Origin of the sequence: Serratia sp. 4542 (genome assembly GCF_016805595.1) — a bacterium.
GTDB classification, from domain to species: domain Bacteria; phylum Pseudomonadota; class Gammaproteobacteria; order Enterobacterales; family Enterobacteriaceae; genus Serratia; species Serratia nevei.
The window spans coordinates 315,904-331,328 of the sequence record NZ_RXKV01000010.1 but is presented as its reverse complement, the minus strand read 5'-3'; the positions used below and the strand labels follow the sequence as shown (position 1 = coordinate 331,328).

The following is a 15,425-nucleotide window of genomic DNA, read 5'->3' as shown; positions in this document are numbered from 1 at the left end:
AGCCGGCCGGCGACCGGCCTACGTAGGGAAAAGGGCCTCTGCGAGAGAGGCCCGATACCGGTCAGAACGTTTCCCAGTTATCCTGCAGATCGCTGGCGTTCATTTTCTTATGATTGATTACCGGTGTTACCGTCGCCTTGCTGGTGGCAGGCGCTTTAAACTCTTCCTGGCCTTCCGACCTCAGGCGGAATACCGCCACCGACTGGGTCAGCATGCTGGCCTGTTCTTCCAGCGCTGCCGCCGCCGAGGCGGATTCTTCCACCAACGAGGCGTTCTGCTGGGTCACGCGGTCCATTTCCGCTACCGCCTGGCCAACCTGATCGATACCGCGGCTCTGTTCGTCAGAAGCCGACGCGATTTCGCCCATGATGTCGGTCACGCGGGTAACGGCATTGACGATATCGCCCATGGTTTCGCCGGCGCTTTCCACCAGCACGGAGCCCATATCAACGCGGCTGACCGAGTCTTCGATCAGGCCTTTGATCTCTTTCGCCGCCTGCGCGCTGCGCTGCGCCAGGTTGCGCACTTCACCGGCCACCACCGCGAAGCCGCGGCCCTGCTCACCGGCGCGCGCCGCTTCCACCGCGGCGTTCAACGCCAGGATGTTGGTCTGGAAGGCGATGCCGTCGATCACGCCGGTGATATCGGCGATTTTCTGCGAGCTGCCGGCGATGTCGTGCATGGTCTGCACCACGTTGGCCACGACCTTGCCGCCTTTCTGCGCGGTTTCGGAGGCGCTCAGCGCCAGCTGTGAAGCCTGACGGGCGTTTTCGGCGTTCTGTTTCACCGTCGCGGTCAGCTGTTCCATGCTGGCGGCGGTCTCTTCCAGCGAAGCGGCCTGCTGCTCGGTGCGGGAGGAGAGATCGTTGTTGCCCGCGGCGATTTCCGACGCGCCGCTGTAGATGGCGTCCGCGCCCTGACGCACGCCGCTGACGGTTTCGATCAGCTCGCTTTGCATGTGTTTCAGGCTGGCCGCCAGCACGCCCATTTCGTTGCGGCTGGTGACGACGATCTGCTGAGTCAGGTCGCCGGCGGCGATCTGTTTGATGTGGTCAATCATGCGGTTCAGCGGGCGCACCAGGATATGATGGATGCCGGTCCAGGCCAGTACGATCACCGCCAGCACCACCACCAGAACCACGATCAGCGTCCAAATGGCCGAGTTGTAGGAGCTGTTGCTGCCGTCGACCGCGATTTGATACAGCTTGCCGTTTTGCTCCAGATAAACGTTGTAGCTCTGCTCAAAGTTGTCCTGGTAGCTCTGCGTAGGCTGATCGAAGAAAGCGTTAATCTTGCCTTCGCCCAGCAGTTGGATCAGTTCGGAGAGCGCGCCGTACAGAATGTCGTACTGTTGCTTAACGCGCTCTGCCGACTGGGGATCCTGACGCGGATCCTGAGGGATTTTTTCGTAAGCGGCATAGTGTCTTTCCGCCTCGGCCAGCTCTTCTTTCGCTTTGCCCAGCAGTTCATCAATGGTGGCGCCGCTGCCGATCTTATTGGTATCCATCATGTAGCGAATACCGGCACGGTTCAGGGAGTTGCGCGCCTGCAGCAGGTCAACGCGGCTTTCACTCAGCTGCAGCTGCTGCTGGCGGATAGTTTGCAGGACGGTAAAGTTTTCCTTATCGCTTTTCAGCGAGGAGAAAAAGAGTCCGCCCGAAATCAACTGCAAGGCGCCAAACAGCACCAACACCAGCAACAGGCTGGTGACCACCTTCATACGATTTAACATGATTTCCCTTGTTGAAGCCCGCGCAGACAGGCTCTGATGACGTTGAATGTGAGAGTTATCGGCGCCGTGCGGCAAAACTTTATGCGGGAAAGTAACTATTTTTAGTGGGGGTTCCGGGCTCGGTCGGCGGCGTCGCGACAGGTCAGGAAGAGTGATGGATGAAGGGGGCAGCGCCCTGCCCCCTCGGGTCATGAATCAGACGCTTTTCGCCACGCTGTCGACCAGCGACATCTCTTCGCTGCTCAGCAGCTTTTCGATATCCACCAGGATCAGCATGCGCTCGCCCAGCGAACCGAGACCGGTGAGGTATTCGGTCGCCAGCGTCACCGCGAACTCCGGCGCCGGGCGGATCTGCTCGGCGGTCAGCGACAGCACGTCGGAAACGCCGTCGACCACGATGCCCACCACGCGCTGGCCAAAGTTCAGCACGATCACCACGGTGTTTTCATCGTAAGACACGCTTTGCTGCGAGAATTTCACCCGCAGATCGATGATCGGGACGATCACGCCGCGCAGGTTAGTGACGCCCTTGATGAACGCCGGCGTGTTGGCGATACGGGTCACCTGGTCGTAGCCGCGAATTTCCTGCACCTTGAGGATATCGATGCCGTACTCCTCGTTGCCCAGGGTAAAAATCAGAAACTCTTGCCCTACCGTTTCGCCAGCCAATTTGCTGACGGCTGCCAATCCTGCCATATCATTCACCTTTTAAATCAATAAACTCATTATTATGCGGCGGCGTCCGTCAGACGCTTTTCACGGTTCAAGGTTTGCAACGCCGAGACATCGACGATCAAGGCCACGCTGCCGTCGCCCAAAATGGTCGCGGCGGAGATGCCCGGCACTTTGCGGTAGTTGCTTTCCAGATTCTTCACCACCACCTGATGTTGGCCAATCAGCTGATCCACCAGCAACGCATAGCGGCGGCCGGCGCTTTGCAGGATAACGACGATGCCCTGCGTGGCGTCGGTTTTGGCGCCTTCCACTTCAAATACCCGATACAGCTCCACCAGCGGCAGATATTCGCCGCGCACCTGCAGCACGCGTTCGCCGCCGGCCAGCGGATGCAGATCTTCTGCCTGCGGCTGCAGCGATTCCATTACCGCATTCAGCGGCAGGATAAAGACTTCGTCGTTCACCTTGACCGACATGCCGTCGAGGATCGCCAGCGTCAGCGGCAGCAGGATGCGGATGGTGGTGCCTTTACCGGCCTGCGAACGGATCTCGACGTGGCCGCCCATCTCCTGAATATTCCGTTTCACCACGTCCATCCCGACGCCGCGGCCGGAAACGTCGGTCACCTGCTCGGCGGTGGAGAAGCCCGGTGCGAAGATCAGCATGCCGACCTCTTCATCGCTCATGCTGTCGCTCACCGCCAGCCCTTGCGACGCGGCCTTGGCGAGAATTTTTTCGCGGTTCAGGCCCGCGCCGTCATCGATAACCTCAATGCAGATGTTGCCGCCCTGGTGTTCGGCCGACAACACCAGATTGCCCACCGCCGACTTGCCGGCGGCGATGCGGGTGCCCGGCTCTTCGATACCGTGATCGAGGCTGTTGCGCACCAGGTGCGTCAACGGATCGATAATGCGTTCGATCAGGCTCTTGTCCAGTTCGGTGGAACTGCCCTGCAGCGTCAGCTCCACCTGCTTGTTCAGCTTGCCGGCCAGATCGCGCACCAGGCGCGGATAGCGGCTGAAGACATATTCCATCGGCATCATGCGGATCGACATCACCGACTCCTGCAGATCGCGCGCGTTACGCTCCAGTTGGCTCATGCTGTTCAGCAAATCGCCGTGGTTCACCGGATCGAGCGTGCCGGAGCGCTGCGCCAGCATCGACTGGGTGATCACCAGCTCGCCCACCAGGTTGATCAGCTGATCCACCTTTTCCACCGCCACGCGAATGCTGGTGGACTCGCTCGCCTTGGCGCGCGCTTTCGGCGCTTCCGCCGGAGCGGCGGCCGGTTTGGCGGCAGGCGGCGCGGCGTTCGCGACCGGCGCAGGTGCAGCTTCCGGCGCGGCGACCGCTGCCGGTAAGCTCGCTTCTGCAACGGCCGGTTCGCTCTGCGTCGGCGTCGAGAAGCTGATTTGTTCCGGCTCCAGCACGAAGCACAGCACGGCGCTGATGTCGTCTTCGCTGGCGGAGGTGAGCAACGTCACGTCCAGACTGTGTTCCGTCTGATGAGGGTCTTTAACCTCGCCGAGGTTGCCCAGCTCTTCCAACATCAAGGGGATTTCACTGGCTTTCAGCCCGTTCAGGCTGATGCGCATGCCGCCTTCGATCGCCGCCGGCGCAGCCGCCGGCTTCACGACAGGCTGCTGAACGGCCGGTTGAGCCGCAGGCGCCTCCTGCTGCTGTTGCGCCTCCAACGCCAGCTGGCGCAGCGCCTGGCAAATGTATTCAAAGCTTTCGGCATCAGGCTGTTGCGAGGTTTTATAGGCGTCCAGTTGCTCCTGCATAATGTCTTTGGTTTCCAGAAACAGGTTGATAATCTCGGTGCTCAGGCTCATTTCCTGGCGTCTTGCACCGTCCAGCAGGTTCTCCAGCAGGTGGGTCGTTTCCTGCAGCACCGAAAAGCCAAAGGTCGCCGCACCGCCCTTGATCGAGTGCGCCGCGCGGAAGATGGCGTTTAACGGCTCGATATCGGGGGCCAGCGGATCCAGCTCCAGCAGGTGTTGCTCCATGTCGGCCAGCAACTCGTCCGCCTCATCAAAGAAGGTCTGATAAAAATCGCTAATGTCCATGCTCACGGGGTCACCTCTGGCTGTGAGTCGCGGTTAGTCGGTGCGGGTGCGGCCGCCGGTTGTTCCGGCGCTTGGCCGGCCGGGGCTATCGCCGGGGATGCCTGCGATTGAGCGACAGGGTCCGCCGCCGGCGGCAGCGTCGCTTGATCGGTCGGCGTTACCGCCTGGGGTTCCGGCGTTTGGCTGGCCGGCGCAGTCGCCGACGGCGCCAACTGCTTCAGGCTAGCCGGCTGGGCGATATCCATCGCGTTGCTTTCGGCATTTTCGTGTTCGATGCCTTCTTGCGTTTGCTTATTCAGCACCAGCACGGTGATGCGACGGTTAATCGCGTCATCGGCACCGTGCTGTTTCAAGCTCATGGTGGCCGCCATGCCCACCACCCGCAGCACTTTGCCTTCCGCCAGGCCGCCGGCGATCAGCTCGCGCCGGGAGGCGTTGGCGCGATCGGCCGACAGTTCCCAGTTGCTGTAGCCGCGCTCGCCGGTGGCGTAAGGGATATCATCAGTGTGGCCGGACAGGCTGATCTTGTTCGGCAGGTCGTTAAGGATCGGCGCTATCGCCCGCAGAATATCGCGCATGTAGCTCTCGACCTGCGCGCTGCCGGTTTTGAACATCGGCCGGTTCTGACTATCGATAATCTGGATGCGCAGCCCTTCGTCCATCATGTTGATCAACAGATGCGGACGCAGCGCCTTCAGGCGCGGGTCGGACTCAATCAATTCGTCCAACTTTTCGCGCAGCTTGTTCAGGCGCAGCTCTTCGGCGCGCGAGTCCGGCGAGTCGACCTGCTTTCTCACCAGGCCGTGCTGCTGGGTAGGATCGTCGCCGCCGCCCGGGATCGGGCTGCTTTCGGAACTGCTCTTGTCGCCGCTGGTCAGGGCGACCTTGAGCGGCGTGCGGAAATATTCGGCGATTTGCGTCAGCTCCTGCGGGCTGGCGATCGCCAGCAGCCACATCACCAGGAAGAACGCCATCATCGCCGTCATAAAGTCGGCATAAGCGATCTTCCAGGAGCCGCCGTGATGGGCGGCATGATGCGACTTGCGCTTTCTGACCAGAACGACCGGATGATTCTGTTTCATGCTTCTTCTTCTTCCGTCGCCTGCTGCGCCGGCGCTTTCACGCGGCGCACGTGTTCTTCCAGTTCAACGAAAGAAGGACGTTCGGTGGTGTACAGCGTTTTACGGCCAAACTCGACGGCGATCTGCGGCGCGTAACCGTTCAGGCTCGACAGCAGCGTGACCTTGATGCACTGCATCATCTTGACGTTTTCGGCGCTCTTCTGGCGCAGCAACGTGGCCAGCGGCGAGATAAAGCCGTAGGCCAGCAAAATGCCGAGGAAAGTACCGACCATGGCGTTAGCGATCAGCGCGCCCAGTTCCGCTGCCGGCCGATCGGCCGAAGCCAGGGCGTGCACCACCCCCATCACCGCCGCGACGATACCGAACGCCGGCAAGGAGTCGCCCACCATCGCCAGGCTGCCGGCGGGCACTTCACTTTCCTGTTCGTAGGTTTCGATCTCTTCGTCCATCAGCGCTTCGATCTCGAACGCATTCATATTGCCGCTCACCATCAGCCGTAAATAGTCGGTAATGAACTCCACCAGGGTGTTATCGGCAAGGATGCGCGGATAATTAGAGAAAATTTCACTTTCTTGTGGATTATCGATGTCGAACTCGAGCGACAGCATGCCTTGCTGACGCGATTTGGCCAGCAGGCGGAACAACAGCGCCATCAGATCCATGTACAGATCTTTGTTGTATTTGGAACGGCGCATCAGCCGCGGCAGCGCGCGCAGCGTAGCCTTGATCGCCTTGCCGTTGTTGCCGACGATGAAAGCGCCGACCCCCGCCCCGCCGATAATCAGAAACTCCGCCGGTTGATATAACGCACCGAGATGACCGCCCACGATCAGGTAGCCGCCAAACACCGCACCCAATACCACGAGATAACCCAAAATAACTAGCACACGCATTCCTTAAATTAACAATGTGGATGGAAGGTGGGGCAAACGCGCCCTGGCGCGACAGACCAGGCTGCGTGTCTGGGGGCGGCATGCCGCCCCTGCGTATCACACGTCGGTATTCATTGCCGAGAGCCGGCAATGTGGCGGCTCAAATGGCGCGTTTGACCTGCTCGTCCAGCAGTTGAGGAATAATATCGGCCAGTTGCGGCGAAAGTTTACGTCTTTTTACGGCGCGGGATGGGGGTTGGCATAAACTGCAGATGAAACCGTTCAGCGGCTGGTGCGCGTGGGTGATAAATGCGCCGCCACAGCAGCTGCAGGCGGAAAGCTGCAGCATGCCGCTGTCGACGAAACGCACCAGCGTCCAGGCTCGGGTCAGCGCCAGCAGCGGCGCATCGCCGGCCTGCTGGGGGCACTGCTCCAGATAGAGGCGATAGGCTTTAATCACCGCTTCCACCCCGCTGCACTGCCCGCTTTTCATCAGAAACAGGTAGGCGTTGTAAAACATCGACGAGTGAATATTCTGTTCCCAGGTCATAAACCAGTCGGTTGAGAACGGCAACATCCCTTTTGGCGGCGGGCTACCGCGCAACTCCTTATAAAGTTTAATCAAGCGCCCGCGGCTGAGCTGGGTTTCGCTCTCCAGCATCTGCAAACGGGCTCCCAGTGAAATCAGCTCCATGGCGAGCTGAATGTCCTTGGCTTCTTGAACAATACTTTTCTCAACCATCATCAGGCTCTTTTCTTCGTCGGGCTAGCGTCTTTACTCGATAGCTCTTGCAGTAAATGGCTTGATAGCAAAATGCCGGTATGGATTTGTTGCAGATCGTCGACGCGCGACTCTTTGGTCAGGCGTTCGATGGTCTGGTGATCGTTAAAGCGGAAGTGGCAAACCAGCTGGTTGGTCTCGGCCAGTTTGACCATTTGCGGTAAAGTCAGCTGCGCCAACGCGTCGGCCATGGTTTCATCGATACCAAGGCGGAACATCGCGGACGCTTTTTCATCGTTGATCAAACGCTGTGCTAAAAGTAAATATGACAAATTGATGTCATAAATATGCTTAAGTAATTCAGACGTACCCATATTCCCCATCCCGACAGACTATGTTTAAAAACATACGCTGGGTGATAAATTTTATCGCCCGTGACCTGGGTTGTTTCCCAAAGTTGGCAAATTAATCTCTCAAAAACGACTGCTATAATTTTCGCCAATCGCTAAATTCGACCACTGTTCAGTATTTGCTACGAGCGTAAACCAACGTGTATGGATGTACAGCATTCTGCTTCGATAGTGTTTAGTCACCATGAAACTATTTTTACAAATTTAATAAGATTATTCCTAAAGCAGCGCAACTCTACCCCCGAACCATTAGCACACACAATGTAAGTGAGAGGCAATTTTAAATACAATGTGACATAGATCACAAAAATAAAAAATATTTAAGCCAAATACCCCCAAATGCGTACATTTATTGACCACCATTTTGCTCACAAAACAGACACAGGTAAAAAAAAGTCTTAAAAACAATGTTTATCAGCCAAAAAATTATCTTTTTTAGATCAATTCGAACAAAAGCATCACCAAACCAAAATAACAGAACAAAAATCTGCATGTAGCCGACAAACTCAGCATAAATAACCAGTTAAGCCGCTAAAAAATATCCAAGCTGAAAAATAACCGCTGTAAACTATAAGGTTATTAGCTATCAGATTTGACTTAAGCCCCCCGCTTGAGGCTGTTCTAATTTTCAACATCAGGTGATTAAGGCTTATCAATGATTCGCTGGCGTAGTGAACAAGCAAACAGACGTAACGATATGTTTCCGTATCAGCACGGCGAAAGAATGGTCTTTTTACGTTAAATCACCCCTAAAACGGCATATCGGCAGCACACCCTAAAACTTTAATGCTTTTTTATTTCTTTTCTGTCGCCGTTATAATTATTCCGCAGGTGAATAGATTATTAACCCGCCCCCGTTTCCATCCTTTCATTGCGATAAAATAAAACGCAGTTTTGTTTTACTCCCCCCAATCTTCAGCGTCAGGGAGGTGAAACCTCAACGCAAGCGGCAATGACAAACACCGCGTAATGCCGTTGCGCCTCTTAGGGCGGGTGAAAAAAACGCCGCAAAAGCGACAGCGCGAACTGGCGCGCAGCAGGAACAGCGGCGCTTCTGCCGTCATCCGCGCAGCCTCGCCCTGAGACTTTCCCTATTTCTTCATTTATCAGCAGGATGAGATTGCTGATGACGCACTTGCATATTATGATTTATCGAAGCGCCGCCGCAGGCGACGCCTCATTATTACCCAGTGCAATTTATCTACTTGAAATGATTTTTGTCAGGTCGTACATCACTGCCTCGGCGGCGTCGCCGTGAGCCGCTGATGTGTTATTCACCCGGCTTTAACTATTAACAGGCTATATTTTAATCATGACCGATACGCTCGAATATTTGCTGACATTCCGTAAATGCTCCTCTTTGGACAGCCTGGAAAAGGTGTACGACAAACTGAACTATTCCATTGAAAATGATACAGAAATGAGCAACATGTACCGCGCCGCCGACCACCGTCGCGCCGAGCTGGTTGCCGGTAAATTGTTCGATCTGGGCAAGGTGCCGAAAACGCTGTGGGCGCAGGTGCTTTAATTCAGCGAAATTACGTGCGGCAACGGTTTTATCTTTTATTGCTATATAACCGGGCAAACGCCGCTTTTATTGCCGCGCGTGATGCGAAACACATTTATTACGCCCATCAGGTTCTACCCTTTATCCGAGCGCAGCATGTTCTCTAAGGCCACCGACGCGGCAGCCTGAAACACGGCGGAAACAACAAGGAGTGGGATATGGGGTATCAAAACGTTCTGGTCACCGTCGCCGTCGCGCCTGACAGCCACCGCCTGGTGGAAAAGGCCGTCTCTATCGTCCGCCCCTACGCCGGCAACATCACCCTGTTAAGCACCCTCGCCAACCCGGAAATGTACAACAATTTCGCCGGGCCGATGCTGGGCGATTTGCGCACGCTGATGGAGGAGGAAACCCGGCTGTTTATGGAAGAGCTGCGTCAACGCGCCGGTTACCCGATTGCTGATATGCTGATCGTGCACGGCGAACTGGGTGACAGCCTGGAATACGCCAGCCGCAGCAGGCCGTTCGACCTGCTGCTGTGCGGCAATCACCGCGACGGCATGATGAACAAAGTCTCCTGTTCCGCCGCCCGCTTCATCAATATCAGCCATATTGACGTACTGATCGTCCCGCTCTAAGGCTAAGCACATTCGGTAACGTTGCCTTGCCGCCCCTGAACTAGGCTTAACGAACCTTGTTTGTCGCAATGCAAAGGAGCTCTCGATGTCCCCTTCTCAACAGAACCGCCGCTTCCTGCTGGCCTCGCGCCCCCACGGCGAACCGACGGCGGCGAACTTTCGTCTCGACACCGTCCCCGTGCCGCAGCCCGGCGCGGGACAGCTGTTGTTGCGTACCGTTTATCTGTCGCTGGATCCTTATATGCGCGGGCGCATGAGCGATGCCCCTTCTTATGCGCCGCCGGTCGAGATCGGTCAGGTGATGGTGGGTGGCACGGTCTCGCGCGTGGCGGTCTCACAGCATCCCGACTTCAACGTCGGCGATTGGGTGCTGGGTTATGACGGCTGGCAGGATTATGCCCTGTCCGACGGCAGCGGCCTGCGCAACCTCGGCCCGCACCTGCCGCACCCTTCCCGCCTGCTGGGCGTGCTGGGCATGCCAGGGTTTACCGCTTACATGGGGTTACTCGATATCGGCCAACCGCAGGCGGGTGAAACGCTGGTGGTGGCCGCCGCCAGCGGGGCAGTCGGTTCGGTGGTCGGCCAAATCGGGAAGCTGAAAGGCTGCCGCGTTGTCGGCGTTGCCGGCGGAGCGGAAAAGTGCCGCTATGTGGTGGAAGAATTGGGTTTCGACGCCTGCATCGATCACCGCGCGCCCGACTTTGCCGAGCAATTGGCCGCTGCCTGCCCGCAGGGCATCGACATCTATTATGAAAACGTCGGCGGTGCGGTGTTCGACGCTGTGTTGCCGCTGTTGAACGCCAAAGCCCGCATTCCGGTCTGCGGCATCATTGCCCATTACAATGCCACCGGATTACCCGCCGGGCCGGACCGTTTGCCGCTGCTGGAGGGGCTGATCCTGCGTAAACGCATTCGTATGCAAGGCTTTATCATCTTCGACGACTACGGCTCTCGCTTTGATGAGTTCCTGCAACAGATGAGCAGTTGGGTCGAGCAGGGGAAAATCAAGTTCCGCGAGGACATCGTCGACGGGCTGGAACAGGCGCCGCAGGCGTTTATCGGTCTGCTGCAGGGCAAGAACTTCGGCAAACTGGTGATCCGCGTCGCCGACGAGTAACCGGTAACAGGGCGTGGTACACCACGCCCTGCTTTTAATGCACGGCACCGTCGCCGAATCGCGCATCCTCCTCTACCGTCAGCGTCACCTGCACGATAGTGCGCACCGCTTCCACCATCGTCGCCAGCGCCATACTCGGCTTGCCCGGATGCGCCGCCGCCAGTGTGTGGCTGTACGGAATATGCACGAATCCCCCCCTGACCTTCGCGTGCTGCGTCTCCAGATAGTGCCGCAGACCGTAAAAGATATGGTTGCAGTTATAAGTGCCTGCCGTATAAGACACCCCCGCCGGGATCCCCTGCCGGCGCAGCTGCTGCACCGCGGCCTTGACGGGCAGCGTACTGAAATAGCCCACTGGCCCGCCGGCGACTACCGGTACGTCGATCGGCTGCTTACCGGCATTGTCGGGAATGCGGGCATCGATCAGATTGATGGCCACCCGTTCCAGCGATATCTCGGCACGGCCTCCGGCCAGCCCCAGACAAATCACCGCCAGCGGCTGCAATGCCTCGATCGCAGCGATCAACTGCAGATTGGCCTGGCCCAATACGCAGGGCAGCTCGAGCACCGCGATCTCCGCGCCGGCGATCTGCTCACCGGCCAATGCCTGCGCGACCTGCCAGGAAGGGTTCACCGCGTCACCATCGAACGGCTCAATGCCGGTAACCAAGACTTTGTTCATCATTTCTCCTGACTGAAGGCCAAATTCGTGTGCTACCAGCCTAGAGAACGCAGTATGATTCTGGAAATGGATTATCTGTATATAGAGTATTCATAAAATGAATTTAGCCAACGTCGATCTCAACTTGCTGGTGGTGTTCGAGGCGTTGTATCAGACGCGCAACGTGACCGCCGCAGGCCGGCGTCTCAACCGCGCCCAGCCCTCCGTCAGCAATGCCTTGGCGCGGCTGCGCACGCTGCTGAACGATCCGCTGTTTGTTCGCAGTGGCGGCGGCATGGCGCCCACGCCGCGCGCCCATCAGCTTATGCCGCAGATACGGCAGGTGCTTGAACAGATCCACCTGGCATTGGCACCCCCTGCCCGTTTCGATCCGGCCACCGCCGGGCAACGGCGCTTTACGCTGGCGGCCGGCGACTATGCCGATATCTTACTGTTGCCCGCCATCATCAGCCGGTTGCGTCAGACAGCGCCCGGCATTGATATTCGCGTTTCGCGCTTGGATCGTCACAATATTTACCGGCAGCTGGATCTTGGCGAGGTGGACATCGCGCTGGGAGGGCATCTTTCCGGTACGGAAAGCCACTATGTGCGCACGTTGTTTGAAGAGCATCTGGTGTGCATCGCCAGCCGTTCGCACCCACAGCTGGCGGATGGCCGCTGGGATCTGGCGCGCTATCTCAGCCTGCCGCACGGGCTGTACGCACCGGCCGACGACGGCTCTGCCAGAGGATTGGTCGACCGTCGCCTGGCGGAAATCGGCGGCCAGCGGCGCGTCGCCGTAACCTTTTCGCATATTGTCGCTCTGCCGGCCGTGGTCGCCGACAGCGATCTGATCGCCACCCTGGCCGCCAGCGTGGCTCGACGCTTTTCCGATCCGCAACGCGTACGTTTTCTCCCGCTGCCCGACGAGTTGGCCATCGCCCCCTTTCCCATTGAACTGATCGCCGGCCGGCAGGTGCAACGCGACCCGGCCTTAATCTGGCTCTGCGAACTGATCGGCCAAATTCCCTTCAATTTCTGCCCGGCTTAACGCCGGCACTCGCTGCATTTTCAATCGTTCAAACCCGCACCTCAGGCCCCGTCGCTGGGCCTTTTTTCGCCCACCAAATAGGAATCATCCGAATTCACATTCGACAAATTTATATATTTGATCATCTTTAACTGGCAAATGGTAAGGATAAAAAACAGTCAGTGACTTTTTTTACGAAAAAAAAGAGTTGTTTTATAAACACGTTGGTTTAAGTGTTACAGATTTACTTTTTGGTATTACCAATTTCCCAATAATTTGAGATAAAAAATGATCTGCTCGCATCTATATGTTTTAGATAATAAAAATCAAGATCGTGAGCAAGTTAACGAATTGAGCATTGATCCACAAGGCTATTTTGCAAATGCAGAGCTCTATTGTAGACTGCACAAATCGTGCCTTTGTGTAAACTTTGTTAAATCTTTCGTCAGTTCCTGTCTCAATTCGTGACAGATACGCCATCGGGATCGCGCGTCAACTCTCGTGCGGTAGCTATGCCTAAACCGGGGAATAGTATGGATCGCCTTATCATTGCGCACACGCCTTTGCCCGCCCATCAGCTGTTGTTCCGAAGCCTTTCCGGTGAGGAAAAACTGGCCGGGCTGTTCGAATTCGACGTCGAGCTGCTCAGCCCCGACAATCGGCTCGATCTGAAAGCACTGCTGGGACAAAAAATCACGCTGGAGCTGCGGGGCAATCCGTTGGCGCCGCGTTATCTCAACGGCAATATCACGCGCATGACGCTCTCCGGAAGAGAAGCCGGCGGCAACCGTTACTATATCTACCGCGCCGTGCTGCGCCCCACGCTGTGGTATCTGACGCAAAACCGCGACTTTCGCATCTACCAGGAAAAGACCGTTCCCGACATCCTGACTCAGGTGCTGGGGCAGTATCAGGTGAAAATCGATAATCGCCTGAGCTACGACTACCGCATCTGGGGATACTGCGTGCAGTACCAGGAGAGCGATTTCGACTTCATCAGCCGCCTGATGGAACACGAAGGCATCTATTACTATTTCACGCACCAGCAAGACGGCCATACGCTGGTGCTGGCTGATGCGCCGTCGGCACATCAGGAACTCGCCGGCTACGCCAGCATTCCCTATCAGCTCGCGGAAGGCGGCCTGGTGGAAAATAAAGACAGCATCAACAGCTGGAGCGTCTCGGACGCCATTACGCCCAGCCTGTATAGCCTGGACGACTACGATTTTCGCAAACCGCGCGCGCGGTTGCTGGAGGCCCGGCAGAATCCCGCCTCGTTCGCGCAGGACAAAGCCGAGGTGTTCGACTGGCCCGGGCGTTATACCGATCACGCCCACGGCCAGTTTTACGTCAAGGTTCGCCAGCAGGAGTTCGAAGCGCAGCATGAACAGATGAGCGGCGAAGGCAGTTCGCAGGGCATTGCCCCCGGCTACCGTTTCCAACTGACCCAGGCGCCGCGCACGGAAGACAACCAGGCCTACCTGGTCGTCAGCGCGCATTACTTCATGCAGGAAAACAGCTACGCCAGCAATGATAACGACGCCGGCGAGCAACGTACCGAATTTCAGGTCGTCCCGGCGGGCATCAACTGGCGCCCCGCGCGCACCACGCCCTGGCCGAAAACCCATGGCCCGCAAACCGCCGAAGTGGTTGGCCCGGAAGGCGAAAGCATCTGGACCGATAAATATGGCCGGGTGAAACTCAAGTTCCGTTGGGATCGCCACGGCAACGGCAATGAAACCAGCTCCTGCTGGGTGCGCGTCTCCAGCGCCTGGGCCGGCTGGAAATACGGCGGGATCCAGATCCCGCGCGTGGGTGAGGAAGTGGTGGTCGACTTTATCAACGGCGATCCGGATCGCCCGATCATCACCGGCCGCGTTTACAACGAAGACAGCATGCCACCGTGGGATCTGCCCGGCGACGCCACCAAAATGGGCTTTATGAGCCGCAGCAAAGGCGGCGGCACCGACAACGCCAGCTTCCTGTTCCTGGAAGACGCGCCCGGCAACGAATCTTTCGACATGCACGCCGAACGCAACATGAACATGACGGTGGAAAACAACAAGAACGTCAATATTGACGGCAATCGTTTCACCCGCATCGGCAAAACGCAGGACCACCAGGTTATCGGCAATGCCACTTTCCTGTTCGGCTCAATGCGTAATACCACCGTTACCGGACCTGAAACCGCCACGTTCAACAGCGGACAACAGGTAGGTATTAAAGCCGGGCGTCAGTTCACCATTCACGACGGCGGCGATAACGTCAACATTACTGGCGATCAGACTATTCTGCTGAAGGGCAATCGCCACCATACGATTGAAAACAAGCAGACCCAACTGATTAAGCAAGGCCAGGACACCACCATTGAGCAGTATGGCCAGTCCACGAAAATCGAAACCGGCGACAAGAAGCTGGAGATAACCAGCGGGAACCAGAGCACCAAATTGGCGGCCGGCGACAAGAGCCTCGATATCACCGGCAACCTGACCTCTACCGTCAGCGGCGAAGAAACGCGCTCTCAGAATAAATTAACCGTCACCACCGCCACAGACTACGTGCAGAAAGCGTCGAAGATTAAGATCGCCACCGTCGATGGCGAAGGCCCCAGCGGTTCGGATATTTACATCCACGGCAACAAGGTGACGGTAAAAAGCGACAGTGAGCACATTATCATCCGCCCCAAGAACATGACCTGGACTAAGTGGCTGGATGTCGGCATCAAGACTGGCGCGGCATTCTCCATTACCGGCGGCTTGACCGTCGATGTTAAAACCGCCGCGGTAGTGAAGTTCGAACCCCAGTTCATCTTGTATAAAAAAGGTCCGGAAGCCGATTTCAACGATCTGAAAATGACTTATTGTTCCATTAGGCTCGCGATTGCGATCCTGACATCCATTTCATAAGGAAG

Annotated in this window: 13 protein-coding genes; 5 read left to right on the top strand and 8 right to left on the bottom strand. The window is 57.1% G+C overall.

Annotated elements, in window-relative coordinates; genetic code table 11:
* Positions 1-61: 61 nt before the first annotated feature.
* The 7 genes from EKL15_RS13760 to flhD all read right to left on the bottom strand — a co-directional run bounded on the left by EKL15_RS13760 (position 62) and on the right by flhD (position 7,525).
* A complete protein-coding gene (locus EKL15_RS13760; protein WP_070914636.1) occupies positions 62-1,732 on the bottom strand; it encodes a methyl-accepting chemotaxis protein in 1,671 nt (556 codons plus the stop codon).
* Positions 1,733-1,927: 195 nt separating this feature from the next.
* Positions 1,928-2,428 carry a chemotaxis protein CheW gene (gene cheW / locus EKL15_RS13755; RefSeq protein WP_025303271.1) on the bottom strand — a complete coding sequence of 167 codons (501 nt, stop codon included), beginning with the start codon at positions 2,426-2,428 and terminating at the stop codon, positions 1,928-1,930.
* 32 nt (positions 2,429-2,460) lie between these two features.
* The gene (cheA, locus tag EKL15_RS13750) at positions 2,461-4,482 is read right to left on the bottom strand and encodes a chemotaxis protein CheA (RefSeq protein ID WP_100395637.1); all 2,022 of its coding nucleotides are present in this window, start codon (positions 4,480-4,482) and stop codon (positions 2,461-2,463) included.
* Positions 4,479-5,558, bottom strand: a complete 1,080-nt coding sequence (motB, locus tag EKL15_RS13745) for a flagellar motor protein MotB (RefSeq protein WP_100395636.1) — start codon at positions 5,556-5,558, stop codon at positions 4,479-4,481. The genes cheA and motB overlap by 4 nt, the downstream gene beginning before the upstream one ends.
* Positions 5,555-6,445, bottom strand: coding sequence for a flagellar motor stator protein MotA (gene motA, locus EKL15_RS13740; RefSeq protein ID WP_015378266.1), 891 nt, complete (start codon positions 6,443-6,445; stop codon positions 5,555-5,557). Before motA ends, motB begins: the two co-directional genes overlap by 4 nt.
* Positions 6,446-6,590: 145 nt before the next feature.
* The gene (flhC, locus tag EKL15_RS13735; RefSeq protein WP_019452971.1) at positions 6,591-7,175 is read right to left on the bottom strand and encodes a flagellar transcriptional regulator FlhC; all 585 of its coding nucleotides are present in this window, start codon (positions 7,173-7,175) and stop codon (positions 6,591-6,593) included.
* On the bottom strand, positions 7,175-7,525 hold the full coding sequence (flhD, locus tag EKL15_RS13730; protein WP_033643537.1) for a flagellar transcriptional regulator FlhD: 351 nt from the start codon (positions 7,523-7,525) through the stop codon (positions 7,175-7,177). Before flhD ends, flhC begins: the two co-directional genes overlap by 1 nt.
* A 1,348-nt stretch (positions 7,526-8,873) precedes the next feature.
* Between flhD and ydgT the strand changes: the two genes are divergently transcribed.
* The 3 genes from ydgT to EKL15_RS13715 all read left to right on the top strand — a co-directional run bounded on the left by ydgT (position 8,874) and on the right by EKL15_RS13715 (position 10,823).
* Positions 8,874-9,089, top strand: coding sequence for a transcription modulator YdgT (gene ydgT / locus EKL15_RS13725; protein WP_004934895.1), 216 nt, complete (start codon positions 8,874-8,876; stop codon positions 9,087-9,089).
* A gap of 197 nt (positions 9,090-9,286) precedes the next feature.
* A complete protein-coding gene (gene uspC, locus EKL15_RS13720) occupies positions 9,287-9,706 on the top strand; it encodes a universal stress protein UspC (protein WP_060420775.1) in 420 nt (139 codons plus the stop codon).
* Positions 9,707-9,791: 85 nt separating this feature from the next.
* Complete coding sequence (locus EKL15_RS13715) at positions 9,792-10,823, top strand: NADP-dependent oxidoreductase (RefSeq protein ID WP_060420772.1); 1,032 nt, start codon at positions 9,792-9,794, stop codon at positions 10,821-10,823.
* A gap of 34 nt (positions 10,824-10,857) precedes the next feature.
* Here the strand turns inward: EKL15_RS13715 and pcp are convergent, their stop codons facing one another.
* Positions 10,858-11,505, bottom strand: coding sequence for a pyroglutamyl-peptidase I (gene pcp, locus EKL15_RS13710; RefSeq protein ID WP_060420769.1), 648 nt, complete (start codon positions 11,503-11,505; stop codon positions 10,858-10,860).
* 97 nt (positions 11,506-11,602) lie between these two features.
* On the opposite strand from pcp, the gene EKL15_RS13705 reads away from it, so the two are divergent.
* Together EKL15_RS13705 and EKL15_RS13700 are read left to right on the top strand one after the other, a co-directional pair.
* Complete coding sequence (locus tag EKL15_RS13705; protein WP_100395635.1) at positions 11,603-12,535, top strand: LysR family transcriptional regulator; 933 nt, start codon at positions 11,603-11,605, stop codon at positions 12,533-12,535.
* Between the two features lie 512 nt (positions 12,536-13,047).
* A complete protein-coding gene (locus tag EKL15_RS13700; protein WP_232734393.1) occupies positions 13,048-15,420 on the top strand; it encodes a type VI secretion system Vgr family protein in 2,373 nt (790 codons plus the stop codon).
* The last annotated feature ends 5 nt before the right edge of the window (positions 15,421-15,425 follow it).